This window comes from Streptomyces sp. SS1-1 (assembly GCF_008973465.1).
Lineage (GTDB): Bacteria > Actinomycetota > Actinomycetes > Streptomycetales > Streptomycetaceae > Streptomyces.
On record NZ_WBXN01000004.1, the window covers coordinates 802811 to 828431 of the forward strand.

The 25621-nt window shown below is 73.5% G+C and carries 27 protein-coding genes and 1 riboswitch; of the genes, 10 read left to right on the forward strand and 17 right to left on the reverse strand.

Features of this window, described 5'->3' with window-relative positions:
- Window positions 1-31: 31 nt before the first annotated feature.
- From F8R89_RS04665 to F8R89_RS04680, 4 genes are all read left to right on the forward strand, one after another.
- Window positions 32-1174, forward strand: a complete 1143-nt coding sequence (locus F8R89_RS04665; RefSeq protein ID WP_151782760.1) for a WD40/YVTN/BNR-like repeat-containing protein — start codon at window positions 32-34, stop codon at window positions 1172-1174.
- Between the two features lie 73 nt (window positions 1175-1247).
- Complete coding sequence (locus tag F8R89_RS04670; RefSeq protein WP_151782761.1) at window positions 1248-1925, forward strand: uracil-DNA glycosylase; 678 nt, start codon at window positions 1248-1250, stop codon at window positions 1923-1925.
- The gene (locus F8R89_RS04675) at window positions 1922-2932 is read left to right on the forward strand and encodes an N-acetylglucosamine kinase (RefSeq protein WP_151782762.1); all 1011 of its coding nucleotides are present in this window, start codon (window positions 1922-1924) and stop codon (window positions 2930-2932) included. Before F8R89_RS04670 ends, F8R89_RS04675 begins: the two co-directional genes overlap by 4 nt.
- Before the next feature lie 120 nt (window positions 2933-3052).
- Window positions 3053-3976, forward strand: coding sequence for a sirohydrochlorin chelatase (locus F8R89_RS04680; protein WP_151782763.1), 924 nt, complete (start codon window positions 3053-3055; stop codon window positions 3974-3976).
- A 68-nt stretch (window positions 3977-4044) separates the two neighbouring features.
- On the opposite strand, the gene F8R89_RS04685 is transcribed toward F8R89_RS04680, so the two are convergent.
- Window positions 4045-5097, reverse strand: a complete 1053-nt coding sequence (locus tag F8R89_RS04685; RefSeq protein ID WP_151782764.1) for a lactonase family protein — start codon at window positions 5095-5097, stop codon at window positions 4045-4047.
- A 119-nt stretch (window positions 5098-5216) separates the two neighbouring features.
- A complete protein-coding gene (locus F8R89_RS04690) occupies window positions 5217-6710 on the reverse strand; it encodes an FUSC family protein (protein WP_151782765.1) in 1494 nt (497 codons plus the stop codon).
- 239 nt (window positions 6711-6949) lie between these two features.
- Between F8R89_RS04690 and F8R89_RS04695 the strand changes: the two genes are divergently transcribed.
- On the forward strand, window positions 6950-7426 hold the full coding sequence (locus tag F8R89_RS04695) for an Lrp/AsnC family transcriptional regulator (protein WP_151782766.1): 477 nt from the start codon (window positions 6950-6952) through the stop codon (window positions 7424-7426).
- 22 nt (window positions 7427-7448) lie between these two features.
- Window positions 7449-8144, forward strand: coding sequence for an HAD family hydrolase (locus F8R89_RS04700; RefSeq protein ID WP_151782767.1), 696 nt, complete (start codon window positions 7449-7451; stop codon window positions 8142-8144).
- Between the two features lies 1 nt (window position 8145).
- Here the strand turns inward: F8R89_RS04700 and F8R89_RS04705 are convergent, their stop codons facing one another.
- Complete coding sequence (locus tag F8R89_RS04705) at window positions 8146-8931, reverse strand: LysR family substrate-binding domain-containing protein (protein WP_151782768.1); 786 nt, start codon at window positions 8929-8931, stop codon at window positions 8146-8148.
- A gap of 58 nt (window positions 8932-8989) precedes the next feature.
- Here F8R89_RS04705 and F8R89_RS04710 point away from each other — a divergent pair, with 58 nt between their 5' ends.
- On the forward strand, window positions 8990-9382 hold the full coding sequence (locus tag F8R89_RS04710) for a DUF5997 family protein (RefSeq protein ID WP_151782769.1): 393 nt from the start codon (window positions 8990-8992) through the stop codon (window positions 9380-9382).
- 69 nt (window positions 9383-9451) lie between these two features.
- On the opposite strand, the gene paaE is transcribed toward F8R89_RS04710, so the two are convergent.
- Genes paaE through paaA form a run of 5 tightly spaced genes read right to left on the reverse strand, consistent with a single transcriptional unit; the run spans window position 9452 to window position 13175 of the window.
- Window positions 9452-10567 (reverse strand): 1,2-phenylacetyl-CoA epoxidase subunit PaaE, encoded by a 1116-nt coding sequence (gene paaE, locus F8R89_RS04715; protein ID WP_151782770.1) that lies wholly within the window; start codon window positions 10565-10567, stop codon window positions 9452-9454.
- On the reverse strand, window positions 10567-11076 hold the full coding sequence (gene paaD, locus F8R89_RS04720) for a 1,2-phenylacetyl-CoA epoxidase subunit PaaD (RefSeq protein ID WP_151782771.1): 510 nt from the start codon (window positions 11074-11076) through the stop codon (window positions 10567-10569). The genes paaE and paaD overlap by 1 nt, the downstream gene beginning before the upstream one ends.
- The gene (gene paaC / locus F8R89_RS04725; protein WP_151782772.1) at window positions 11070-11897 is read right to left on the reverse strand and encodes a 1,2-phenylacetyl-CoA epoxidase subunit PaaC; all 828 of its coding nucleotides are present in this window, start codon (window positions 11895-11897) and stop codon (window positions 11070-11072) included. The genes paaD and paaC overlap by 7 nt, the downstream gene beginning before the upstream one ends.
- 10 nt (window positions 11898-11907) lie before the next feature.
- Window positions 11908-12201: a 1,2-phenylacetyl-CoA epoxidase subunit PaaB gene (gene paaB / locus F8R89_RS04730; RefSeq protein WP_055622255.1), complete on the reverse strand. Its 294-nt coding sequence runs from the start codon at window positions 12199-12201 to the stop codon at window positions 11908-11910.
- A complete protein-coding gene (gene paaA, locus F8R89_RS04735) occupies window positions 12198-13175 on the reverse strand; it encodes a 1,2-phenylacetyl-CoA epoxidase subunit PaaA (protein ID WP_151782773.1) in 978 nt (325 codons plus the stop codon). The genes paaB and paaA overlap by 4 nt, the downstream gene beginning before the upstream one ends.
- 268 nt (window positions 13176-13443) lie before the next feature.
- A riboswitch (cyclic di-AMP (ydaO/yuaA leader) is annotated at window positions 13444-13614 on the forward strand.
- Between the two features lie 8 nt (window positions 13615-13622).
- Between paaA and F8R89_RS36590 the strand changes: the two genes are divergently transcribed.
- Window positions 13623-15560 (forward strand): C40 family peptidase, encoded by a 1938-nt coding sequence (locus F8R89_RS36590; protein ID WP_225994330.1) that lies wholly within the window; start codon window positions 13623-13625, stop codon window positions 15558-15560.
- A gap of 103 nt (window positions 15561-15663) precedes the next feature.
- Here the strand turns inward: F8R89_RS36590 and tgmB are convergent, their stop codons facing one another.
- From tgmB to F8R89_RS04790, 8 genes are all read right to left on the reverse strand, one after another.
- Window positions 15664-16623 (reverse strand): ATP-grasp ribosomal peptide maturase, encoded by a 960-nt coding sequence (gene tgmB, locus F8R89_RS04755; protein WP_151782775.1) that lies wholly within the window; start codon window positions 16621-16623, stop codon window positions 15664-15666.
- Window positions 16624-16638: 15 nt separating this feature from the next.
- Entirely contained in the window at window positions 16639-16830 is a 192-nt protein-coding gene (gene tgmA, locus F8R89_RS04760) for a putative ATP-grasp-modified RiPP (protein ID WP_151782776.1), read from the reverse strand.
- A 150-nt stretch (window positions 16831-16980) separates the two neighbouring features.
- Window positions 16981-18459, reverse strand: coding sequence for an MFS transporter (locus tag F8R89_RS04765; protein WP_151782777.1), 1479 nt, complete (start codon window positions 18457-18459; stop codon window positions 16981-16983).
- Between the two features lie 233 nt (window positions 18460-18692).
- Complete coding sequence (locus F8R89_RS04770) at window positions 18693-20090, reverse strand: FAD-binding oxidoreductase (RefSeq protein ID WP_192806045.1); 1398 nt, start codon at window positions 20088-20090, stop codon at window positions 18693-18695.
- A gap of 229 nt (window positions 20091-20319) precedes the next feature.
- Window positions 20320-21006, reverse strand: coding sequence for a sigma-70 family RNA polymerase sigma factor (locus tag F8R89_RS04775; RefSeq protein WP_151782778.1), 687 nt, complete (start codon window positions 21004-21006; stop codon window positions 20320-20322).
- 209 nt (window positions 21007-21215) lie between these two features.
- Window positions 21216-21974, reverse strand: coding sequence for a hypothetical protein (locus F8R89_RS04780; protein ID WP_151782779.1), 759 nt, complete (start codon window positions 21972-21974; stop codon window positions 21216-21218).
- A 99-nt stretch (window positions 21975-22073) separates the two neighbouring features.
- Window positions 22074-22673, reverse strand: coding sequence for a DUF998 domain-containing protein (locus F8R89_RS04785; RefSeq protein WP_151782780.1), 600 nt, complete (start codon window positions 22671-22673; stop codon window positions 22074-22076).
- A gap of 153 nt (window positions 22674-22826) precedes the next feature.
- The gene (locus F8R89_RS04790) at window positions 22827-23228 is read right to left on the reverse strand and encodes a hypothetical protein (protein ID WP_151782781.1); all 402 of its coding nucleotides are present in this window, start codon (window positions 23226-23228) and stop codon (window positions 22827-22829) included.
- A gap of 288 nt (window positions 23229-23516) precedes the next feature.
- Here F8R89_RS04790 and F8R89_RS04795 point away from each other — a divergent pair, with 288 nt between their 5' ends.
- Window positions 23517-24017 (forward strand): hypothetical protein, encoded by a 501-nt coding sequence (locus F8R89_RS04795; RefSeq protein WP_151782782.1) that lies wholly within the window; start codon window positions 23517-23519, stop codon window positions 24015-24017.
- 19 nt (window positions 24018-24036) lie between these two features.
- On the opposite strand, the gene F8R89_RS04800 is transcribed toward F8R89_RS04795, so the two are convergent.
- Window positions 24037-24459 carry a secondary thiamine-phosphate synthase enzyme YjbQ gene (locus F8R89_RS04800; RefSeq protein ID WP_151782783.1) on the reverse strand — a complete coding sequence of 141 codons (423 nt, stop codon included), beginning with the start codon at window positions 24457-24459 and terminating at the stop codon, window positions 24037-24039.
- A 60-nt stretch (window positions 24460-24519) separates the two neighbouring features.
- Between F8R89_RS04800 and F8R89_RS04805 the strand changes: the two genes are divergently transcribed.
- Entirely contained in the window at window positions 24520-25614 is a 1095-nt protein-coding gene (locus F8R89_RS04805) for an NAD(P)-binding domain-containing protein (protein ID WP_192806046.1), read from the forward strand.
- The last annotated feature ends 7 nt before the right edge of the window (window positions 25615-25621 follow it).

Sequence of the window (25621 nt, forward strand, 5' to 3'; positions counted from 1 at the left end):
GCGGTGTCACCCCGCTCGGGGGTGACTGTCAGTGGCGGGGTGCAGACTGACGGGTGTCTGGGACAAAGGCGTCGCGGAGGTGATCGGCATGACCGAGGTACTGCTCGCAGTGGGCACACGCAAGGGCCTGTTCATCGGCCGGAGGCGAGGGGGGACCTGGGAGTTCGACGAGAGTCCGTACTTCAACGCGCAGGCGGTGTACAGCGTCGCCGTCGACACCCGGGGCGAGCGCACCCGGCTTCTCGTCGGCGGCGACAGTTCGCACTGGGGTCCGTCCGTGTTCCACTCGGACGACCTGGGCCGCACCTGGACCGAGCCGGCCCGGCCGGCGGTGAGGTTCCCCAAGGAGACGGGGGCGTCGCTGGAGCGGGTGTGGCAGCTGCATCCGGCCGCCGCCGAGCCGGACGTGGTGTACGCGGGCACCGAACCGGCCGCGCTGTACCGCTCGGAGGACCGGGGCGAGACCTTCGACCTCGTCCGGCCGCTGTGGGAGCACCCGACCCGCTCGAAGTGGGTGCCCGGCGGCGGGGGCGAGGGCCTGCACACGGTGGTCACGGACCGGCGCGACCCGAAGACGGTGACGGTCGCCGTCTCCACGGCGGGCGTCTTCCGCACCACCGACGGCGGCGCGAGCTGGACTCCGTCGAACTCGGGCGTCTCGGCGGTGTTCCTTCCCGATCCGAACCCGGAGTTCGGCCAGTGCGTCCACAAGGTCGCGCAGGACGCGGAGGACGCCGACTGCCTGTACCTCCAGAACCACTGGGGTGTGTACCGCAGCGACGACGCGGGCGGCCACTGGACGGACATCGGCGAGGGCCTGCCGTCCACGTTCGGCTTCGCGGCCGCCGCCCACCCCCGGCGCGGCGGGACGGCGTACGTGTACCCGATCCAGGCCGACTCCGACCGGGTCCCGGCGGAGCGCCGCTGCCGCGTCTTCCGTACGGCGGACTCGGGCGGGACGTGGGAGCCGCTGACGGCGGGCCTGCCGCAGGAGGACCACTACGGGACGGTGCTGCGGGACGCGCTGTGCACGGACGACGCCGACCCGGCGGGCGTGTACTTCGGCAACCGCAACGGCGAGGTGTTCGCGTCGGCCGACGACGGCGACTCCTGGCGCCAGTTGGCGTCGCACCTGCCGGACGTGCTCTGTGTCAGGGCGGCGGTGATCGGATGAGCCCGCCCGGCTCACCGGCCGGCCCGGGCCACCGGTTGATCGGCGCCGCCCGTACGGCAGTAGGGTGACGCCCGTGGCTCCACGACCCTTGCATGAAATCGTCGAACCGGGCTGGGCGAAGGCCCTCGAACCAGTCGCCGACCGGATCGCCGCGATGGGCGACTTCCTGCGCGCGGAGATCGCCGCGGGACGGACCTATCTGCCGGCCGGACCGAACGTCCTGCGCGCCTTCCAGCAGCCGTTCGACGAGGTGCGCGTCCTGATCGTCGGACAGGACCCCTACCCGACCCCGGGGCACGCGGTCGGCCTGTCCTTCTCGGTGGCCCCCGAGGTGCGCCCGCTGCCCGGCAGCCTCATCAACATCTACCGGGAGCTCGGTTCCGACCTGGGGCTGCCGCAGCCGTCCAACGGTGATCTGACGCCGTGGACGCGGCAGGGGGTGCTGCTGCTCAACAGGGCGCTCACCACGGCCCCCCGCAAGCCGGGAGCCCATCGCGGCAAGGGCTGGGAGGAGGTCACCGAGCAGGCGATCCGGGCGCTCGCCGCGCGCGGCAAGCCGCTGGTGTCCATCCTGTGGGGCCGCGACGCCCGTAACTGCCGTCCGCTGCTGGGGACCCTGCCGTCGGTGGAGTCGGCCCACCCGTCGCCGATGTCGGCCGACCGCGGATTCTTCGGCTCGCGCCCGTTCAGCCGGGCCAACGACCTGCTGATCCAGCAGGGCGGCCAGCCGGTGGACTGGCGCCTGCCGTGACCGGCGCCGGGGGCGGTCCGGCCGGCTTCCTGGCGGTCGACTCCGGCGGCTCCGGGCTGCGGGTCGCCGTCGGTGAGCCCGGACGTGGTGTGCTCGCCCGGCGGGAGTCGCGCGAGCCCCTGCGGACCGGGGACCGGGGGCTCGACCCGGACCATCTCATGGGCCAACTGGTGCCCATGGTGCGGGCCTTGACCGCCGAGGCCGGTGTCGGCGGGCTCGGCGCGGCCGCCGTCGGGGCGGCGGGGCTCGCCTCCCTGGGGGACGCGATGCGCGCCGAGCTGCCGGCCGCGCTGGAGCGGGAGTTCGGCATCGGACGGGTCGCGCTGGCCGCCGACGCGGTCACCGCCTACGTGGGCGCCCTCGGCTCCCGGCCCGGAGCCGTCGTCGCCGCCGGGACGGGACTGATCGCGGTGGGCACGGACCTGACGGCGTGGCACCGCGCCGACGGCTGGGGACATCTGCTCGGCGACTGCGGCGGCGGCGCCTGGATCGGGCGGGCCGGGCTGGAGGCGGCGCTGCGCGCGCACGACGGGCGCTCCGGCGGTTCCGCCGCGCTGCTGGCCGCCGCCGAGGAACAGTACGGACCGGTGCGGGAGTTGCCGGGCGCGCTGTATCCGCGTCCGGACCGGGCGGCCGTCCTCGCCTCCTTCGCCCCTCGGGTGGCGGACTGCGCGGCCGACGGCGACCCGGTGGCCGGGGAGGTGCTGCGGGCCGCGGCGGGCCATGTCGCGGATTCGGCGGCGGCCGTCTGCCCGCCGTCCGGGACACCCCGGCTCGCGCTCACCGGTGGCCTGTTGAACCTGGGCGCCGCGCTGCTCACGCCGCTGGACGAGGAGTTGGCGCGGCGGCTGCCGCACGCGCGGCGCGTGCCGGCCGCCGGGGACCCTCTGCACGGGTCGGTGTGCCTGGCGACCGACCTGCTGACGGGCCGGCTGACGCTGCCCGGTGACGGGGCGATGCTCACCGTGACCCGAGGCCCGGCCGTGACAGAGGGCGACGAGGAGTGATCTTCCGGCGTCGCCCGGCACCCCTCTTCACGTCACTCAATCCGACAAAAGCGGACGGATACCGCTCACCTGCACCCTCCCCGAACAGGGGAGCCCAGGAAACCAGTAACATGCGGCGCCATGAGCTCCCCCACTGGACCCGCGTCCGGCCTGCCAGTACGAATGCCGCGACCCCGCCAGCCCGGGCGGCACCGCCGACCCGAGCCCCTGGCGGCTCCCGAAGGCGCGCCCGCGCTCGTCCTCGCGGTGCCCGGCACACCGAGTGCCGCCACCCGCGGCCTCGCCGAGGAGGTCGTGAGCATCGCCCGCTCCGAGCTGCCCGGTCTCGACGCCCGCATCGGGTACGTCGACGGTGACGACGGGGAGTTCCCCACGCTCCAGTCCGTGCTCACGAAGGCCGCCGAGGAGCGCACCGCCCGCTACGAGCAGGCCCTCGCCGCGGGCGTGGAGGCCAAGGAGCCCGAGGGCCCCGTCGCCGTGGTCGTGCCGCTGCTCGCCGGTCCGGACAGCGCGCTGCTGCGCGTGATCCGCCAGGCCGTGATGGACAGCCGTGTCGCGGCCGACCTGACCGATGTGCTCGGCCCGCACCCGCTGCTCGCCGAGGCCCTGCACGTGCGTCTGTCGGAGGCCGGTCTGGCCCGCGCCGACCGGGCGCGCCTGTTCACCGTGGCCACGGCCGCGGACGGCATCATCCTGGCCTCGGTCGGCGGTGAGGAGGCCGTGCAGGCGGCCGGTATCACCGGCATGCTGCTCGCCGCGCGCCTCGCCGTGCCGGTCATGGCGGCGGCCCTGGACCAGGAGGGCTCCATCTCGGCGGTCGCCGAGCAGCTGCGGTCCTCCGGTTCGCAGCAGCTGGCCCTGGCCCCCTACCTGATCGGCCCGGAGATCGACGCGGCCCTGATCGAGGAGGCCGCGCGGGAGGTGGGCTGCTCCGCCGCCGAGGCGCTCGGCGCCTACCCGGCGATCGGCAAGCTGGCCCTGTCGCAGTACACGACGGCGCTGGGCATCGCCCCGCAGCAGGCGCAGGGCACCCCGGTGCGCTGACCGCCCCTCGAGGCACGGACGCCGAAGGGCCCGCTCCCCTTACCGGGGGCGGGCCCTTCGCCGTACGGTCACGCCGTGGCGGGAGCCTCGCCGACGACCACGCAGGAGGCGGCGGGCACCGCGACGGACCCCTCGTGGCGCGGGAGCCCGGAGTCCGGGTCCACGGAGAACCAGGCCACGTCCCCGGACCGCTCGTTCGCGACGTACAGGACGCCGTCGGCCTCGGTGAGGGCGCGCGGCCAGTGTCCGGCGCACGGGACCGTGCCGACCAGCCGCAGCTCCTCGTCCTCGACGGCGAAGGCCGACAGGACGTCCTCGCCTCGGGTGGCGACCCAGACGAAGCGGCCGTCGGGCGAGACGGCGATGCCCGAGGGGTAGGCGTCGCCGGACGGGGCGTCCACCAGCACGTCGTGCTCCGTGAGCGGCTTCAGGGTGCCGTCGTCGCCGTCCCAGTGGCAGACCGTGACGGTCGGCCGCAGTTCGTTGGCGACGTAGGCGTACGGGCGCAGCGGGTGGAAGGCCAGGTGGCGGGGGCCGGAGCCGGGCCGCAGGGCGATCTCGCGGTGCAGGGCGAGGTCGCCGTCGGTGAGGGTGCACACCCGCACCGAGTCGGTGCCGAGGTCGACGCTGACGATCCAGCGGCCGCTCGGGTCCGGCTGGATCTGGTGGGCGTGCGGGCCCTGCTGGCGGGGCGTGTACGGGCCGGAGCCGGTGTGCCGCAGCACGGCGAGCGGGCCGTCGGCGAGCGCGCCGTCGGAGCGGACGGGGACGGCGGTGACGCTGCCGGAACCGTAGTTGGCGGTCAGGGCGTACCCGTCGTGCAGGGCGAGGTAGGTGGGGCCGTTGGCGTCCAGGGCCACCGGGGTGCCGATCCGTTCGGGGGCGTCGCCGGTCACCCGGTAGGCGGCCACGGCGCCCTCGGCGGTCTCGCTGACCGCGTAGAGGGTCTCCCCGCCGGGCGCGAGGGCGAGGTACGAGGGGTCGGGGACGTCCCGTACGCCGTTCAGCACGGTCAGCGCACCGCTGTCGGCGGCCACGGCCGCCGTGCTGATGCCCGCGCCTCCGGCGGCCGTGAACGACCCGATGTAGGCCCGTCTCCCCCGCTTGCCGGCGTCTGCCACCGCTGTCCCCTTCCGGTCGGGTGCCGTCCGGCCGACGGTAGCAGTGGATCACCGCGCTCCGGCCGACGCGCGGGTGCGGCGGTCGGGTGGGCGGCCGGGGGCGGCTCGTCGGGGAGCCGTTACTCCGCCGCCACGAGGCGCCGCGCGGCGGAGGTCCGCAGGGGGTGCGCGAGCTCGGCCAGGGCGCGTTCCAGGCCGTGCAGGTGGGCGAGGGCGGGGTCGGCCGCCGTCGGCCGGTCGGCGGGGGCGGTGACGTCCGCGCCGCCGGTGAGGGCCTCGACGGCGGCCTCGACGCGCCAGCAGGCGGCGGCGAGGCGTGCGTCGTGCGAGGCCTCCGGGTCGGCGGCGACCGCGGCGAGGCCGCGTACCTCGCGGGCGCAGTCGTCCAGCAGCTCCAGGACGTGGCGGGCGCGCCGCTTGCGGGCCGGCAGGGGGTTCAGCGGGTGCACGAGCGGGGCGACCGAGAGCCGTACGCGGGCGAGGAGCTGTTCCAGCTCGGCGACCCGCTGGGCGGGGTCGGCGCCGTCGTCGCCGGCGAGGCGGGCGGCGGCCTCGGCGGTGGCCGTGTGCACGCAGCGCAGGGCCCGCTGGATCCAGGCGTCCGTGATGGCGTGGGTGGTGACGGGCAGGACGAGGAGCACCGCGAGCACGGCACCGAGGGCTCCGACGGCCGTCTCGGCGAGCCGCACCGCCAGCAGGGCGGGTTCGAGGACGCCGAGGACGCCGTAGAGCAGCTCGGCGAGCACGGTGACGCAGAGCATCATCCAGGTGTAGGAGACGGCGGCCGAGTAGAAGATGCCGAAGACGCAGACGGCGAGCAGGGCGGCCGTGGGCAGGTGCGCGCCCTCCAGCGGGACGGCGACGAGGAACCCGAGGCCGATGCCGAGGACGGTGCCGAGGACCCGGCGGAAGCCCCGGACCAGGGTCTCGCCGCGCGAGGTGGTGTTGACGAACACCCACCAGGTGGCGCCGACGGCCCAGTACCAGCGCTCTCCGGACACCAGCTGCCCCACGGCCAGGGCGAAGCCGGCACCGGCGGTGGCCTGGACGGCCTGGCGGGTGGTGACCCGGGCGAGTCCGCGGCCGCCCGGCGGCGCGGGGACGGCGGCCGGGGGCATCCGGCGTTCGTAGCACCACATGCCGAAGCGCACGGCGGCCGCGCTCAGCACGGACAGCAGGACGGCGGCGTACAGCTCGGGCAGCCGGTCCGGGGTCGCGTGCAGGAACTGCGCCACGAAGTAGGTCATGAAGGCGAAGACGCCCAGGCTGTGGCCGCGCGGCCCCCAGCGGCGGGCGTAGACGCCGGCGCCGACGACCGCCAGGAAGACGAGGTCGCGGGCGAGGGGGTGGGCGTGCAGTTCGGCCGCCGCCGCGAGGACGGGCAGACCGGCGAGGGGCAGCAGCGCGGTGGTGACGGCCTGCCCGCGCACCGTGGCGTCGGCCACCGTGAACAGGGCGAGCAGCGCGGCGATGCCGCCGGTGACCATGCCGACGAGGGTGTGCCCGGCGAGTCCGCAGACCAGGACCGCCAGCGCGATGCCGAGGACGCCCCGGCCGGCGAAGCGCAGCCGCACCCGTCCCGGGTCCGGCGCGACGAACACCCTCTTCAGCAATGTGAACCCCCTCGTGGCCCCTCGGCCCTCGTGATCGGTGGTGGCGTGGTGGCCCTGGTGGACGGCACGCAAAAGGCGCCGCGGGTTCCCGCAGCGCCATCGACCGTCCCATTGCAGCATCACCAGGGCGACTGGCTCAAGTGACTTCCCTTAGGGTGGGCCATTGGTACAGACATTCCGGTCCCGACCCGTCCATCGGCGGGCCAACGGACCAGAGACGGCGAGAAAGGCCGGCGCCCATGCCCGTGGACGAGCTCGACACCCGCATCCTGCGGCTGCTGCTGGAGCAGCCGCGCACCAGCGTGCGGGAGTACGCGCGCATCCTCGGGGTCGCGCGGGGCACCCTGCAGGCCCGTCTCGACCGGCTGGAGCGGGACGGCGTGATCACCGGGACGGGGCCCACGCTGTCACCGGCCGCCCTGGGCCACCCCGTGCTCGCCTTCGTGCACATCGAGGTCACGCAGGGGCACCTCGACGACGTGGGCGCCGAACTGGCGGCGGTACCGGAGATCGTGGAGGCGTTCTCGATCACGGGCGGCGGCGATCTGCTGACCCGGGTCGTGGCCCGCGACAACGCGCATCTGGAGGACGTGATCCAGAAGCTGATCAGCCTGCCCGGTGTGGTCCGCACCCGGACCGAGGTGGCGCTGCGCGAACGCGTCCCGCACCGGCTGCTGCCGCTGCTGGAGTCGGTCGGGCGGGCGTCGGCCCGCTGATGACCTTTGACATCCTGGGGCCATGAGCGATCTCGGCGGCACTTCGGTCATCTTCGATCTCGACGGAACACTCGTGGACAGCGAGCCCCTCTACTTCGAGGCGGGCCGGCGGCTCCTCGCCGAGCACGGGGTGACGGACTTCGGCTGGGCGGACCACGAGAAGTACGTAGGCATCAGCACCCTGGAGACCGTGACGCTCTGGAAGGACGCCTACGGTCTGCGGGCCGGCGTCGGCGAACTGCTCGCCGCCAAGAACCGCCACTATCTGGACCTCGCCGCCACCGGTATCCGCGTCTACCCCGAGATGCGCGCGTTCGTGGAGCTGCTGGCCGCCGACGGCGTTCCCATGGCCGTCGCCTCGGGTTCGTCCCGCGAGGCCATCACCGCGATCCTGTCCGGCACCGGCCTGGACGCCCACCTGCGGACCGTCGTCTCGGCCGACGAGGTGGACCGCGGCAAGCCCGCCCCGGACGTCTTCCTGGAGGCGGCCCGGCGTCTGGGCGCGGACCCGTCGGCCTGCGTGGTGCTGGAGGACGCGGCACCGGGTGTGGTTGCCGCACATGCGGCCGGGATGCGGTGTATTGCCGTCCCCTATGTGGCCGCCGAGGCCGACTCACCGCGGTTCGCCACGGCGGGGCTGCTGGTGCGCGGCGGCCAGGAGGAGTTCACGGCCGGCTCGGCCTACGCCTGGCTGCGCGGGGCGGCGCGGCCGGCGTAGCTCAGGACCGGCGCCGCGGCTTGCCGCCGCGGGGGGTGCCGCCCTTGGAGCCCTTGCCCCCGCCCGCGGTGCCGCGACGGCCGCCGGAGGCACCGGACCGGCCCCTGGCGGCACCGCCCCCGGTCTCGGGGCGCTTGCGCCTGGGCTGCTCCTTGGCGGCCGGGGCCTGCGAGGTCGTACGGCCGCGGGTGCTGTTGACGGTACGGCCGCGCACCACGCCGATGAAGTCCTCGACCAGGTCGGTGGTCGCCTCCTGCGGCCATGACAGGGCGACGTTCGACTGCGGGGCGTCGGCCAGGGTGCGGTAGGTGAGGTCCTTGCGGTGATGGAGGCGGGCCAGCGACTGGGGGACGACGAGCAGGCCGACGTTGGCCGCGACCAGTTCCACGGCGTCGGCGGTGGTCGCGGGCCGTTCGAAGCCCGGTCGGCCGGGCGGCCGCTCCCAGCCGAGGACGTCGTCCAGGGGATGGAAGACCACCTCGTCGGCCAGGTCCTCCAGGGTGACCTCGTCGACGGCGGAGATGACGTGGTCCTTGGGGACGACGACCACCGTGGCCTCGGTGTAGAGCGGGATCGCGCTGAAGAACTCCCGGTCGACCGGGAGGCGCACGAAGCCGGCGTCGGCGCCGCCGTCCCGCAGCAGCGCGGGCGCCTCGGCGGCGGTCGCCGCGTGGAGGGTGAGGGGGACGTCGGGGAAGCGTTCGTTCCAGATCCGCACCCATTTCGCGGGTGTCACTCCCGGGACGTACGCGAGCCGGAACGAGGAGGGTGCCGCCGAGCCTGTCACCTGGCCAGGTTACCGGCCGTGGTCGGGGGAGGTTCACCCGGTGGATACCCTGGACCCCATGACGTCGCACCACACCACTCAGTCCATGAAGCCCGCCACCGCGGCGAAGAAGCTGGGTGTGTACCTCGAAGCCACCCCCGCCGAGTTCCGGGAGGGCGTGGTCACGCGCGCGGAGCTGAACGCGCTCCAGGCCGACCCGCCGCAGTGGCTGCGCGACCTGCGGCGCGACGGCCCGCACCCGCGCCCGGTCGTCGCGCAGAAGCTCGGCGTGTCCATCGCGGGGCTCGCCCGCGGCGGTGTCACCGAGGCGCTGACCACCGAGCAGATCGAGGCCCTCAAGCAGGAGCAGCCCGAGTGGCTGGTCAAGGAGCGGGCCACGCAGGCCGAGGTCCGCAAGGAGGCGGCCCGGCTGCGCGAGCGGGACGCCGAGCGGGCCGCGAAGGACGCCTGATCGCCACGTGACACGTGAAAGCGCCCCGGTGTCCGCCTGAAAGGCGGCGCCGGGGCGCTTCGGCGTTCGTCAGCTGTCGTAGTCCACGGTCAGCGACTCGGAGACCGGGTACGACTGGCAGGTCAGCACGTACCCGGCGTCGACCTCGGCCGTCTCCAGCGCGAAGTTGCGCCGCATGTCCGCCTTGCCGTCCGTGACGAGGGCCCGGCAGGTGCCGCAGACCCCTCCCTTGCAGGCGAACGGCAGGTCGGGCCGGGTGAGCTGGGCGCCGTCCAGCAGGGTCCGGTCCCGCGGCAGGGCCGCCGTGGTGGAGCGCCCGTCGAGGGTGATGGTGACCTGGCTGACGGGCCCCTCCGGCCCGGCGTCCACATGCCGTGCCTCGCGCACGGGCTCGTCGTCGGCGTAGAACAGCTCCTGGTGGACCCGCTCGTCCGGGACGCCCAGGTCCGCCAGCACCCGCTGCGCGTCCCGCACCATGCCGTGCGGCCCGCACAGCCACCAGTGGCCGGCGCTCCGCACGTCGACCAGGGCCTCGACGAGCGTGGCGAGCCGTTCCGCGTCGATACGGCCGGACAGCACCTCGGCCTCGCGGGGCTCGCGGGACAGCACGTGGGCGAGCTGGAACCGCGCCGGGTAGAGGTCCTTCAGGTCGGCGAGCTCGTCGGCGAACATCACCGTGTCGGTGCGGCGGTTGCCGTAGAGGAGCGTGACCGTCGAACGGTCGTCGGCGGCCAGGACGGACTCGGCGATGGACACCATCGGGGTGATGCCGGAGCCCGCCGCGATCAGCACATGGTGGCCGGGGGTGCCGAGGTCGGGGGTGAAGGCACCGGTCGGGGCCATCACCTCCACCGCGTCGCCGGGCCGCACGTCGTGGACCAGCCAGGACGAGAACAGCCCGCCGGGCACGACCCGGACGCCGATGCGCGGCCGGGCACCCGCGGGCGAGCAGATCGAGTACGACCGCCGCTCGTCACGCCCGTCGATCTCGCGCCGCAGCGTCAGCGACTGCCCGGGAGCGAACGCGAACTCCTCCGCGAGCTCCTCCGGGATGTCGAAGGCGACGGCGACCGCGTCCGAGCAGAGCGGCTGCACGGAGGCGACCCGCAGCCGGTGGAAGGCCGGACGGCGGCGGACGCGCGGGCGGGGCGCGGCGGCCGTCTGTGCTTCCCTGAGGCCTTCCATCAGATCTCCTTGACGTACTCGAACGGCTCTGTGCAGGCGCGGCAGCGCCAGAGCGCCTTGCAGGACGTGGCGGCGAACCGGGAGGTCTCCTCGGTGTCCGCCGAGCCGCAGCGCGGGCAGGCCACGGCGTGCCGGGTCGGTGACAGCACGAGGGCGACGGGGCCGCCGCGCGGCGCGGGGCCGGGCGGGGCGATGCCGTGCTCGGCGAGCTTGGCGCGGCCGGCCGGGGTGATCCAGTCGCTGCTCCACGGCGGGTCCAGCACGGTGCGGATCTCCACGCGCGGGTATCCGGCCGCGCGCAGGCGTGCCGCGACGTCCGCCCGCATCTCGGCCATCGCCGGGCAGCCCGAGTAGGTCGGGGTCAGGCTCGCCACGACCGTGCCGTCCTCGGTCGTCTCGACGTCCCGCAGGACGCCCAGGTCGGCGAGGGTGAGCATGGGCAGCTCGGGGTCCGGCACCTGGGCGGCGATGTGCCGGGCGCGCCGGGCGTCGAGCTGGGTCGTCACCATGTCGCCTCCGGGTGCGCGCGGGCGATGCCCTGCAGCTCGGCGAGGAGCGGGGCGAGGTGCTCGGTGTGCTCGCCCTCGCGTCCGCAGCCGGGCAGCGGGCGGTACACGGGCATGGGCAGTCCGGCCGCGTCGGTGACCTGCTTGAGGTCCGCGACGACCTCCTGCCGTACGTCGAACGCGGTGAACAGCTCGCCCAGGTAGGGCGCCACCTGTTCCTGCGCGCGGCGCATCCGGCGGTGGGACTCGTCGGTGCCGTCACCCAGGCGTACGGCCCACTCGGCGGCGTACTGCCGGTGGTAGCTCAGCTCCTTGGCGCCCTTCGCGGCGATCGCCGAGAGCACCGGGTCCGGGTGGGACGCCAGCCGCTCGAAGTGGGCGAGCCGCCAGCTGGACAGCACCAGCAGCCGCACGATGCTGAACGCGAAGTCGCCGTTGGGCAGTTCGGCGAGGCGGACGTTGCGGAAGTCGGCGGCGTCGCGGAAGTAGGCGTACGCGTCCTCGTCGCGTCCGGTGCCGTCGGTCTGGCCGGCGCGGGAGTACAGCAGCCGGGCCTGGCCGAGCAGGTCGAGGCCGATGTTGGCGAGCGCGACCTCCTCCTCCAGCTCGGGGGCGCGGGTGACCCACTCCCCCAGGCGCTGCGCCGAGACCAGCGCGTCGTCGCCGAGCGCGACGCACAGGGCGGCCAGCCCGGCGGCGTCGACGTCGTCCGGGACGGTCGTGTCCACGCCGTGCAGCGGGTCCTCGAAGCCGGTGCCGTAGGCCCAGCGGGTGTCGTCCTCGTGTCCCTCGGCGAGGGTCAGGTAGACGTGGTCGTCACTCATGCCCTCTCCTTCAGATGTGGGGGACGTCGTCGGGGATGTCGTAGAAGGTCGGGTGGCGGTAGACCTTGTCGGCGCTGGGCTCGAAGAACGGGTCCTTCTCGTCGCGGGTGGAGGCGGCGATGTGCTCGGAGCGCACGACCCAGATGCTGACGCCTTCGTTGCGCCGGGTGTAGAGGTCCCGGGCGTGGGTCAGCGCCATCCGGTCGTCGGCGGCGTGCAGCGAGCCGACGTGGACGTGGTTCAGCCCGCGCTTGCCCCGGACGAACACCTCGTACAGCGGCCAGTCCTGCTTTCCGGTGCTCATGCCACCGCTCCCTTCTCCGCGCGGGCGGCCTGCTTGGCCGCGTGGGCGGTGGCCGCCTCCCGCACCCAGGCGCCCTCTTCGTGGGCGCTCCTGCGTCGTTCCATCCGCTGTGCGTTGCACGGGCCGTCGCCCTTGATGACCCGCATCAGCTCGTCCCAGTCGGGCGTGCCGAAGTCGTGGTGGCCGCGCTCGGCGTTCCAGCGCAGCTCGGGGTCGGGCAGGGTGACGCCGAGCTTCTCGGCCTGCGGGACCGTCATGTCGACGAAGCGCTGGCGCAGCTCGTCGTTGCTGTGCCGTTTGATCTTCCAGGCCATCGAGCGGGCGGAGTTGGGCGAGGAGTCGTCGGGCGGGCCGAACATCATCAGGGAGGGCCACCACCAGCGGTTCACGGCGTCCTGGACCATCTCCCGCTGGGCCTCGGTGCCGCGCATCATCGTCATCAGCAGCTCGTAGCCCTGCCGCTGGTGGAACGACTCCTCCTTGCAGATCCGCACCATCGCGCGCGCGTACGGCCCGTAGGAGCTGCGGCACAGCGGCACCTGGTTGCAGATCGCGGCGCCGTCCACGAACCAGCCGATCACGCCGACGTCGGCGAAGGTCGTCGTGGGGTAGTTGAAGATCGAGGAGTACTTCTGGCGGCCCTCGATGAGCCGGTCGGTCAGGTCGGCGCGGTCGGCGCCCAGGGTCTCGGCGGCCGAGTACAGGTACAGGCCGTGACCGGCCTCGTCCTGCACCTTCGCGAAGAGGATCGCCTTGCGGCGCAGCGAGGGCGCCTTGGTGATCCACTCCCCCTCCGGCTGCATGCCGATGATCTCGGAGTGGGCGTGCTGCGCGATCTGCCGGATCAGCGTGCTGCGGTAGCCGTCCGGCATCCAGTCCCGCGGCTCGATGCGCTGGTCGCGCGCGATCGTCGCGTCGAAGTGCTCCTCAAGCGGCCCTTGTGGGGGCGCCTCGGTGGAGTGTGAGGTCGTCATCGCTCCCGCTTCCCAACCGACCATTCGTTCGGTACCAGTGTGACGTGTTTCGGCGAGCGGAGCAAGAGCTTTGCGGGGCACCCGGACGGCTACCGTCCGTGTTCACGCGAGCGCGTGGCGCCGCAGCGCGGCCCCGCCGCCATTCCCAGCGTCGAAGGTCACAAAAACGTATCGGACATTTCACACGTCAATCTTCACTGCAGGCACACAAGTTGGCTAAGTTACTGGCTCAGGACGCGCGTTGAACTCCGGCGAACCCCGCCGGGACGAGCGCCCTCCGCCGAGTCGGCGTGCCCTGCGGGGCCGCGGAGCCGGGGACCCAACCGAACCATGGGGTGAATCGACCCGAGGCCGTGACGGGCCGGGTCGTAGGGCACACCTTCCGACGCGAACGCCCGAACCCGTCAGCTAACTCGGTAGGCGGAGTACGGAAGGAGCACGTCGCCCATGGCGCCGGAACGCACCGGTATGCGCAACTCCGCGCTCGCCTCGGCAGCAGCCCTCACCTCGGTGGCCCTGCTCGGCCAGTCGGCAGGTGCCGCCCAGGCGGACGAGGGACCGAGCCGCGAGGAGGTCAGCCGGCGGGTCAGCTCGCTCTACGACCGGGCCGAGACCGACACCGGGACCTTCAACGCCACCCGCGCCTCGTCGACGGGACCGCGCAACCGCGTGGGCGCCCCGGCGGCCTCGGGGCGCGACGGTGACGGCGGCCGGGGCTCGGCCGCGCTCGACGAGGTCGCCCGGCAGTGGTTCGACGTCGCCCGCTCCAAGCTGGGCCCGACGGTTCCGGCCGTACTGCCGAAGGACCGGGCGCCGGAGCGGTCCGCCCCGGCGCGGTCCGCACGCCCGTCGGGCGGCGACGGCGCGCGGGAGATATCCGGGCGCGCCGCCCCCCTGGAGCTGACCGCCGGATCGGGCGCGCCGGTCGCCGAGTTGCCGGCCGGTACGGCCCGTCCCGCGGCCCTGGGTGAGCTGACCGCGGGTCCTGTGGCGGCGCTGCCCGCGTCGGGTACGCCTGCCCTCGGGTCCGGCGGCGCCCTCGCCCTGCCGGCGCCGACGCCGACGCCGACGCAGGCCACCGCGCGGCCGGAGGTGGACCAGCGGTCCACGCTGCGCGCGAGCAAGGAGCGCAGCCAGCGCAAACTGGCGCAGGCGCGTGAGCTGCTGACCGCACGCGCCGGCCGCACCACCCCGGCGCTGGAGGCCCCCTCGGCCACCCCGGCGCCGTTCCCGCCCGCGGCGCAGAGCCGGTGGGACGCCCTGGAGGCGCAGAGCCCCGCCGACATGACGACGGTCCCTCCGGGGACGACGGCTCCGGCGGACGCCGCGCTGGGGCTGGGTGCGGAGTTGAGTGCCCCTCAGGGGTTCGCTGGCGCGGAGGCCGGGTTCGCCGGGGCGGACGCCGGGTTCGCGGGGGCGGGCGCCAGGTTCGCCGGGGGCGGCCAGACGGGGGGCTTTCCGGTGGTCGGGCAGACGGGGAGCTTTCCCACGGTGGAACAGACGGGGAGTTACCCCGCCGTGGCACAGACCGGCAGCTTCCCTGCCGTCGCTCAGACCGGCAGCTTCCCCGGCGTCAGCCAGACCGGCAGCTTCCCGATGGTCGACCAGACCGGTGGCTTCCCGACCGTCACCCAGACCGGGAGCTTCCCGGCGGCGGCCCCGCAGGCCGGGGGCTTGCCTTCGGCACCGCAGACGGGGGGCTACCCCGCAGCGGCCTCGCAGACCGGGGGCTACCCCGCGGCGGCGGCCCAGACCGGGGCCTATCCCGCCGTCGACCAGACGGGAAGCGTCCCGGCCGTTGCGCAGGCGGCCAGTTACCCTACGGCCGCTCAGACCGGCAGCTTCCCGGCCGTCGATCAGACCGGCGGCATCCCCATGGTCGACCAGACCGGCGGCTTCCCGGCCGTCACCCAGACCGGGAGCTTCCCGGCGGCGAGCCCGACGGGGACCGGCAGCTTCCCGGCGGCCCCGCAGACCGGCAGCTACCCCGCCGCCGCCCCGGCCCCTGCCGCCCCCGTCACCGCGCCGCAGGACAGTCGGGCGCTGAGGGCGCTGGAGTTCGCCCGGGCGCAGATCGGCAAGCCCTGTGTCTGGGGTACGACCGGTCCGACCACCTTCGACGGCCCCGGACTCACCCAGGCCGCCTGGAAGGCCGCCGGTATCGCCCTCCCCCGTACCGCCCAGGAGCAGGCCACCGCGGGGCAGGGCGTCGCCCTGACCCACCTGGAGCCCGGAGACCTGGTGCTGTACCACGCGGGCCACGTCGGCATCTACTCCGGGAACGGCATGATGATCCATGCCCCGGGCCCCGGCACCGTCGTCCGCGAGGAGTCCGTCCAGTACGCCGGAGAGGCCGCGATCCACAGCGCGATCCGGCCCGCCTGAGTCGGCGTCACTCCGGCGCCGTACGACGACCGCCCCGCCTCCACCGGGTGGGGCGGAGCGGGGCGGATCCGTCGGGGGACGCCTGCGGCGGTCGTGGAGGAGGTCAGTGGCGGCCTTCCGGGCCGCGCCGCTCGGACCGGCGCCGCAGGGCCAGCCAGTCGGCGACCGCGGCCGCGATCGGCTGCCCGGTCTCCAGCTCGACGAAGCCGAACTGGCCTCCCTGGTTGCACTCCAGGAACCACCAGATGCCGTCCTCGTCCTCCGCGAAGTCGAAGGCGGCGTACGCCAGTCCGGCCAGCGTGACGTACTCGTGCACCGACTTGCCGATACGGTCCGGCACCGGGACCGGCTCCCACAAGTGCCCGGTGTCGCCGTACCGTCCGTCGATCTGGTCGGGCTCGGCGGTCTTGCGCGCGGCGAACAGTCTGCTGCCGACGCAGGTCAGCCGGATGTCCGCCTGCTTGGGGACGTACCGCTGCAGCAGGGCGGGACCAGCCGCCACGGCGGAGAAGTCCGCGTCAGGGCCGATCAGGGTGGTGGGCAGCGCCAGGGGCGGCTCCCCGGGCGGCGGTCCGGACGCGGACTTCACGACGACCTCCTTGTGCTGCTCGACGAACGCGCGCGCCAGCCGCGGGGCCGTCGTGAACACCGTGGGCGGCACGGCGAATCCGCTGAGGTGACCGAGCCGCAACTGCCAGGGCTTGAGGCGGGCCTGGTCGGCGTTGCGGGGATGGTTCATCCACCGGGCGGCGGCCGAGTGCAGCATGCCGTACAGGGCCTGCCGGGTCTCGGCGGTCAGCCAGGGCGACGGGTCCGGCGCGTGGGCGGCCGGCTCCCCTGGCCTGCGCACCCAGATGGAGCGCAGTCCGCCCATCGACAGCACATGCCCGTTGACCGACAGATGCCCGTCGAAGTCACCGTGGGCGTAGTCCGCGGACAGCACGGCCTTGCCGGGCAGGTCGGCGGGGTCCAGCCGCAGCACGGGCGTCCCCGTCGCGTGCAGTTCGTTCACCACCATGTCGGCGGTCACGTCCTCCTCGGACGTGAGGATCAGTACCGTCATGCGCCGGCCGGTTCGTCAGTCGTCGAAGTGGGTGGCGGACCCGGCCGTGGACGTCGTCGTGCCGGCGGCGAGCAGGAGATCCGGGTCGCTGACGGCCGGGCGCCCGTCGGGCAGCATGTTCAACTGCCGGGCCGGGTCGAAGTGGTACGGCGTCAGCGCCTGGGCGGCGCCTCTGGGGAACGCGTAGTTCAGGGTGAAAGGTCGCATCGAAACCTCCGCGGTCGCGTGATGCCTGCGCTACCGTCCCTTACGCGTCTGTTGTGTAATGCATTCACTACGTGCTGCCACATGGGGGTGAACGTCGTCACATCCAACGGGGCGGCGCGGACGCCCTGTTGGGGTCCCTCGCAGGGTGGTCTATGCCGCGGGCACGCCGCCGCCCTGGAGGCGTTCGAGGTCCGAGGCCCGCACCTGGATCACGATGAGGGCGATGACCGCGGCGATCGCCGTGAAGATCGCGGCCGTGACGAAGGCGGCGGAGACGCCGGCGGTGAGAATCTCGTCGGCGAACGGTGGCGGAAGCTGCCCGGTGCGCTGGAAGCGCAGCCGTTCCAGCGGGGTGGCCTGGGACAGGAAGGCCGGGATCTGTTTGTCGGCCTCGTTGTTGCTGGCCGTCCCGTACATGGTGACCAGGATGGACAGGCCCAGGGAGCCGCCGACCTGCTGGGTGGCGTTGAGGAGTCCGGAGGCGGCCCCGGTCTCCGCGGGCGTCACGTTGGACAGCGCCATCAGCGTCAGGGACACGAACTCCATGCCCATACCGAGGCTGAACACGAGCATCGGCCCGAGGATGCTGCCCAGATAGGTCGAGTCCACATCGGTCAGGGTCAGCCACGCCAGTCCGGCGGCGGCGAGGATCGCGCCGGTCACCATGAACGGTTTTGGACCGTACTTGGGCAGGAGCTGGGAGGCGATCCCGGCGCCGATCGCGATGACGGCACTCACCGGCAGGAAGGCCAACCCTGCCTGGAGCGGGCTGAAGTCGAGCACGTTCTGCACGAACAGCGTCAGGAAGAAGAACATCCCGAAGATCGCGGCGGCGAGGCTCAGCATGATGCCGTAGGTGCCCGCGCGGTTGCGGTCGGCGAACATGTGCAGGGGTGTGATCGGCTGTCTGGAACGCTGCTCGACCAGGACGAACAGCAGCAGGAAGACGACGGCCGCCCCGAACGCGCCGAGCGTCAGCGCGTCCCGCCATCCTTCCTGCGCGGCACGGATGAACCCGTAGACGAGCAGCACCATGCCGACCGTGGAGGTCATCGCGCCCAGGATGTCGAAGTGCCCGGCGTGCCGCTCGGACTCACGGATCCAGCGGGGCGTCGCGAGCACGATCAGCAGGCCGATGGGCACGTTGACGAACAGCACCCAGCGCCAGTTGAGCCACTCCACGAGGATGCCGCCCGCCAGCAGCCCGATGGCACCGCCACCCGCCGAGACGGCCGCGAAGACGCCGAACGCCCGGTTGCGTTGCGGCCCTTCGGGGAAGGTCGTGCTGATCAGCGCCAGGGAGGTCGGGGAGGCGATGGCGCCGCCGACCCCCTGGAGGGCGCGGGCGCTGAGGAGTTGCCACTCGTTCTGGGACAACCCGCCGAGGAGCGAGGCCAGGACGAAGAGGAGCACACCGAAGACGAACACCCGCCGCCGGCCCAGGATGTCGCCCATCCTGCCGCCCAGGAGGAGCAGTCCGCCGAAGGTGAGCGTGTAGGCGTTGACCACCCAGGACAGGCTCGTCGTCGAGAAGTCCAGCGACCGCTGGATGTCCGGGAGGGCGATGTTCACGATGGTGATGTCGAGCACCACCATCAGCTGACAGGAGGCGATCACGAACAGTGCCATCCCGTTGCCACGGCTCTTGCCACCGTCCGTGTCGTGCGGGGCGGTCCGTGCTTGGGGTGTCGGCTCCGAATGGCTCATCGCATCGCCGTGGGCGGGGGTTCGGGGGCCGGGTCGGAATCGGACTGGCTGCCCGCCACCATTCGACCGTACGCCGGTGCCGTACGGCCCTCCAGTCGATCACGGGCCGGGCGGATCGGGCCGGTTCGGCGCGGCGTGGGCAGCATCGGGCCTGGTCAGGCGGTCGCCGGGGGGATGTTCTGGTTGACGTGGAAGAAGTTGTCCGGGTCGTAGGCGCGCTTGACGGCGGTGAGCCGGTCGTAGTGCCCGCGGTAGGTCGTCCGGACGCGGTCCGTGCTCTCCCCCTCACCGATGAAGTTGATGTACGAGCCGCCCATCGAGTACGGGTGCAGATCGCTCTGGTAGGCGACCGACCAGTCGCGGATCGCCCCGGCGTTGGCCGGGTCGGGGTCGACGCCCGCGATCACCGCGGACCACATGGCGTCCCGGTACGCCCAGGCCGTGTCGTCGGCGCCGACCTGGTGGGCGGCGGCGTCCACGGGATACAGGTGCATCAGGGACAGCGGGGTGGGGAGGTTTTCCCCGTACTTGTGGTGCACGTCGACGGCGGCGTCGCTGATCGAGTCGAAGAAGTCGCCGCGCCAGTACCACTGGTAGCCCTTCGGGATCAGCTCGTCGAACATGCTCTGGAGGGCCGGGTAGGGCATGGGGGCGGTGAAGTGGAAGGCGGGCGGGGCGGGGTCGTTCACCGGGGCCAGCATCCGCTCCAACTGGTCGCCCTCGGGGTCGCCCGTGTAGCACCAGACGACGCCGCACATCTTCTGTCCGTGGATCGTCTCGGGGAACGGGGGGCCGGGCGGGATGGTGAACAGGGTGAAGAACCCGTTGAGGTCGGGAGGCGCGGCGGGCAGGAAGTCCCGGTACCAGCGAAGCACTTCGGGAGTCCGGTCGACCGGCCATACGGTCACTCCGACGCCGACGGTGCCCACCGGGTGCGTGCGGAAGGTGAACGACGTCACCACACCGAAGTTCCCGCCGCCGCCGCGCAACGCCCAGAACAGGTCGGGGTGGTCCTCCTCGGAGGCGGTGACGAAGGTGCCGTCGGCGAGCACGACGTCGGCGGACGTCAGGCTGTCGATCGTCAGGCCGTACTTGCGGGTCAGGTGCCCGTGCCCGCCGCCCAGGGTCAGGCCGCCCACGCCGGTCATCGAGACGATGCCGGCCGGCACGCCGAGGCCGAACGTGTGGGCCGCGTGGTCGAGGTCCCCGATCTGTGCGCCGCCGGACACCTGCGCGGTCATCGAGCCGGGGTCGACACGGACCCCACGCATCGTCGACAGGTCCAGGACGAGCCCGTCGTCCACGAGGCACAGGCCGGGTCCGCTGTGCCCGCCGCCGCGCACCGCGAGTTCCACCCCGCTGTCCCGCGCGAAGCCGATCGCCGTACGGACGTCGGCGACGTCCACGCACTGCGCGAACGCGGCCGGGCGCCGGTCGATCATGGCGTTGTAGATGCTGCGGGTCTCGTCGTACCCGGTGTCCTCGGGGGTGATGACGGGTCCCCGCATTCCCGCGCGCAATTCCTCGAGTGCCGTTGCGTTGATGGCGCCCATGGCCGGACCCCTTCGCTCGAAGTCGGTGAGCGACGGATGGGCGGCACCCGGCGTCCGGGCGTCCGGGCGGGAGCAGGGGCGCACGGTGCGCTGATCCGTTCGCACCTCGTGCAGATGTCGGCAGGGCCGTCCGCCCCGCCGTTTCCCAGTGTTCTCCGGTCCTCGGACGACCGCACGTCGATCGAGGACCGGTCGGGGACGGCGGGGCGGGGGGTTGGCGGGGGCCCCTTCAGCCGGCGGTTTCGGGTATGACCTCGGCTTGCGCTGCGGCTTCGGCTTCGAGTTCTGCCTCGGCTTCGAGTTCCGCTTCTGCTTCGAGTTCCGCTTCGGCCTCTGCCTGTGCTTCCGCTTCCGTGAGGAGAGCGGCCAGCGTGGCACGGGCGCGGGCCACGCGGGAACGGACCGTCCCGACGGGGCAGTCGCTCCGTTCGGCGGCCTCCGCGTAGGGCAGTCCGACGAGCTGCGTCATCACGAACGCCTCGCGCCGCTCCTCAGGGAGCGTGTCCAGCAGGTCGAGCAGCGCGACGCCTTCGTCGAAGCCGGGCAGACCGGCGGGCTGGGCGCGTTCGACCGCGCGCGTCCAGTCGTCGGTGTCGCAGAGCCGTGGCCGGGCGGCCGCGTACCGGTGGCTGTCGATCACCGCGCGCCGCGCGATGGCCAGCAGCCAGGTGCGCGCCGACGAGCGGCCCTCGAACCGGTGCAGGCTGCCGAGCGCCCGCAGGAACGTGTCCTGTGCCAGGTCGTCGGCGGCCTGCGGGTCGGCCGAGAGGTGGGCCACGTAGCGCACGACGTCCCGGTGCAGGGAGCGGACGAAGCGGTCGGCGGCGTCCGGGTCACCGCCACGGGCCGCGAGCGCCCACCGGGTCGTCGGCTCGTCCTGGGGCTCGCGCACGGCGGGGAGGGCGGGAGTGATCACCTGAGTCCTTCTCGGGTATGCCGGACTCCGGCACGGCAGGGACGCCAGGTGGGTACGCCGGCCGTGCACGCCACGTCGTCGGGCGTGCGGCACCGGAGCTGTCCGGGGGGCGGGGCACGGCCGTACGGAGGTACGACCGTGTGCCCGAGGCGCGGACCGCGATCCTCTCTGTGGCGATCGGACGGGGCTGCCTCGGGGAACCGGCTGTCTCAGACGACAGCGGGCCCCGCGGGAGGCCCCCGAGAGGTGAGGGAGTGGACGAGCGGCAGCAGCCGCGGCGCCCGGTCGGAGCGAGGTCGGCGCGGCCGGGGGCGAGGGCGGGCCGGCGGGGCGGGGAGGAAGAGGACCACCCACAGCGGTGCGGCCAGCCAGCCGGCGACGGCCCGCAGGATGCGGAAGGCGGCGCGCTCGCCGTGTCCCAGCCACAGGCCGCACAGCAGAGCGGCGAGGGTGTGTGCGGCGAACATGCCGAGCGACGCGTCACCGCCCATGGCATGAGGCATGCCGTGACTCATGCCTTGGCCCATGTCGTGAGTCATGTCGTGGCCCATGGACATGGGGTGGTGCATGCCTGTGTGGGCCGCGCCCACGTCGGCGAAGGACATGTGGTCCCGCGCCATGGGGTGCGCGGCCATGTGGTCCCCCGCCATGGAGTGCCGGGCCATGTGGTCCCCCACCATGGGGTGCCCGGCCATGTGGTCACCCACCGCGGGGCCACCCCCCACGGCCTCGAACACCGCGTGCAGCCCGCCCTGGGCCACGACCACGACCGACACGACGAGCGGCAGTCCCCGCTCCCGGCCGGCGAGGCACCAGCCCGCGCCCCAGGTCGCCAGCGCGCCGGCGACGAGCGTCCACCAGGGCACGGCGGCACCGGACATCAGGGTGTGACCGAGGGCGGCGAGCAGCACGCAGACGGACGCGAACACCGCGGCCCGTATCGCGCGCACGCCCCACCCAGCAGTCATGACGGCCCTCATCCTCGCATCCGGGGCCCGCTCGTCGGGGGTGGATACGTGGGGCACCCCCACCGCGCACTCACGCCATGGCGGGTGAGACGGGACACATCACTGGGTGGCGGGTTGCCGGTGCCGGTGCAACAGGCAGGAGGCGACGACGATGAGCGGCCAGACGGACTGAATGGCCGTCACCAGGCGCTCGGCCACCCCGGCGGCACCGTCGTGCTCCATCTCGATCATGAACCAGGCGGCGCTGCCCAGCATCAGGGCGGTCGCGGTGAACGAGGGGACGAGGCGCAGTGCCCAGGGGGCCGTCGCGCTGCGGTCGGCGGCCAGGACCGGCCATACCGCGAGGAACGCGAACCCCACGCCGGCGACCGTGCCATGGCTGAGGGAGCCGCCGCTCTCCGGCGGTGGCAGCATCGCCACCACGATCGCCGTGATGCCGCCGGCGCCGAGGGCGAGCCGTCCGGGGAGGGCCGCGGGGCGCAGTCCCAGGGCGGTGCAGAGGTGACAGAGACCGAGGGCGGCGAGCGCCGAGGTCATCACCCAGAACCCCCGGGTCCCGTAGGCCGCCAGGACGCTGATGGTCTGGGTGACCGGGTCGTATGCGGGCCCTTCGAGGTGCGCCGCGATCAGCCAGCCGCCGATCAGCACGACGGGCGCGGATCCCGACGAGAGTAGAGCCCACCTAGGCACAAGTCGCATCAAACTACCGTAAAACGACATGTTCGCCTGTTTCGCGCCGTACACGCGGAGGGCCGACCGTCGGCGCGCGCGACGCGGCTCAGTTGCCTTTCGGCCGGCCGTTGTCATTCGGTCGCCCGTTGTCCTCGGTGGTGAGTTGTTCTTCGGTCGCCCTCAGTCGTCCTTGGCGGGAGGGACGACGCTGACGTGCCCCGCGGCCCCGTCCCACTCCCACAGGTTCACCGGGCCGGGCAGCCCGCGGGGGACGACGACGGCGGGGATCGGTTCGACGGTCGCGAAGGAACGTTCGGCCCCCTTCTCCGGTTCGGGAGCGCCGGCCGGGCCGCGCCACCGGCCGGCCGCCCAGGAGGTGACGGCGGTCCCGAGACCGGTGGCGGCGGAGTCCCGCCGGGTGTCCAGGCGCTGGGGGACCGCGCGGCCGTTGGCCCGCCACTCCGCGACCAGGGCGGCGTAGATCGACGGGCGGCCACCGGATGTGCCGGTGGGCGGTACGACGTACGACAGGGGCGCGGAATCGTTGCCCAGGACACGCCGCGCCGTGTCTCTGTAGTCCATGCCAGAGCAAACGCTTCGGCGTGCGCCGGTGGTACGCGGAAAGTCACCGCGACCACTCGGTCGGGTGAGTCCGTCGCCCGTATGGCCCACAGGGATCAAGCCATCGGGGTGCGCGGGACGGTACGGCGCCGGGCGCGCACGGCCCGGCTGGGGGCGTGCGTCCCCCCTTCTGCCTGTTTGGCGCGCGGGCGCTCGCCCCATACGGGGAATTGCGCTCCGCCGTATGGCCGCGGCACCCGTCACCCGGTCCACTGAGGCCTTCACCGGTCACATCGGGAGGCTTGTTTCATGGCACTGACGGAGTGGACGAGGTCGATGGAGTGGCTGGCCGCGGCGTCGGAGGACCCCGGCGCGTGCAAGCACGAGTGGCAGAACGGCACCACCGGCGTCACCCTCCTCGCGGCCGGGCGCTTCTGGGACGTGCTGATCGTCCCGGAGGACCTGGGGCTGCGCGTGGCGGACCTGCTGGACGAGCTGCCGCTGCTCGACCGCGGGCCGTGCCTGCTGGACACCCGGCGCCGCCGGGTGGGCTTCCTGCTGCCGCCGGAGCCGCGGACGGTGTGGGTCGGCACCGGTGTGCGCCTGCTCGGGGCGGGCACGTGGGTCGCCGTTCCCGCCCCGCACTGCCGCTGGGGCGCGCTGCGCTGGCTGATCCCGCCGGACGGCACCGGCACGCTGAACATCCCGGAGGTCATGGAGGTGGCCCTGGAACGCTGCGCGGGCGAGCTGTCCCGCCTCCAGGGCCGTGGCGTGCCGGCCGCACGGGACAGGCGTACGGCCCTGCTGTGACCGGCGACCGGTCGCGGGGTCAGCCCAGGAAGCTGAGCCGGACCTGCCGGTTCGGGTTGTCACGGTTGGTGTCGACCAGGCACACGGACTGCCAGGTGCCGAGTTCGAGCCGTCCGCCGACCACCGGCAGCGTCGCGTGGGGCGGCACGATCGCGGGGAGGACGTGGTCGCGGCCGTGGCCGGGGCTGCCGTGACGGTGCTGCCAGCGGTCGTCGGCGGGCAGCAGGGAGTGGAGGGCGGCGAGGAGGTCGTCGTCGCTGCCGGCGCCGGTCTCGATGATCGCGATACCGGCCGTCGCGTGCGGCACGAACACGTTCAGCAGGCCGTCGCGGCTCCCGGCCGCCTCCCGCAGGAAGGACTCGCAGTCGCGGGTGAGGTCCACGACCCGTTCCGAGGAACCGGTGGCGACGTTCAGGACTCGGGTGGTGAAGGCGTCTGACATGCCGTCCATCCTCGCGCATCGCACGGGAAGATCCGCGCCCGTCGGGCCGTTGGTGGGGATGTGAACAGCATCGAGGCGGTCGGGACGGTCGAGACGGTCGACGTGGTGGTCATCGGCGCGGGGCAGGCGGGTCTGTCGAGCGCGTACCACCTGCGGCGCACGGGGTTCGAGCCCGGGCATGACTTCGTGGTGCTCGACCACTCCCCCGGCCCCGGCGGCGCGTGGCAGTTCCGCTGGCCCTCACTGACGTACGGCAGGGTGCACGGGATGCACGCGCTGCCGGGCATGGAACTGACCGGCGCCGATCCCGAGCGACCGTCGTCGGAGGTGATCTCCGAGTACTTCGCGGACTACGAGCGGACGTTCGACCTGCGGGTCCGGCGCCCGGTGGAGGTGCGGGCGGTGCGGGAGGGCCCGGACGGCCGGCTGCTCGTGGAGAGCTCGGCCGGCACCTGGGCGACGCGGGCGCTGATCAACGCGACCGGCACCTGGGACCGTCCGTTCTGGCCGCGCTACCCCGGCCAGGAGACCTTCCGGGGACGGCAGTTGCACACCGCGCAGTACCCGGGGCCCGAGGCGTTCGCGGGGCTGCGGGTCGTGGTGGTCGGCGGCGGCGCGTCGGGGACCCAGCATCTGATGGAGCTCGCGCCCTACGCGGCTGCCACGACCTGGGTGACCCGGCGTCCGCCGGTGTTCCGGGAGGGGCCCTTCACCGAGGACCTGGGCCGGGCGGCCGTCGCGCTCGTCGAGGAACGGGTCCGGCAGGGGCTGCCGCCCAAGAGTGTGGTCTCCGTGACCGGGCTGCCGCTGACCGAGCCGGTGCGGCAGGCGATCGCCGACGGCGTCCTGGACCGGCAGCCGATGTTCGACCGGATCGTTCCGGACGGCGTGGAGTGGAAGGACGGGCGGCACGTCGAGGCGGACGTCATCCTGTGGGCGACCGGGTTCCGGGCCGCCATCGACCATCTGGCGCCGCTGCGGCTGCGTGAGCCGGGCGGTGGCATCCGGGTGGAGGGGACGCGCGCGGTCGCCGACCCCCGTGTCCATCTGGTCGGCTACGGGCCGTCCGCAAGCACCATCGGCGCCAACCGCGCGGGCCGTGCGGCGGTCCGGGACATCAGGCGTCTGCTGTCCGACGAGCCGGTCGCGGCGTGACGCATCG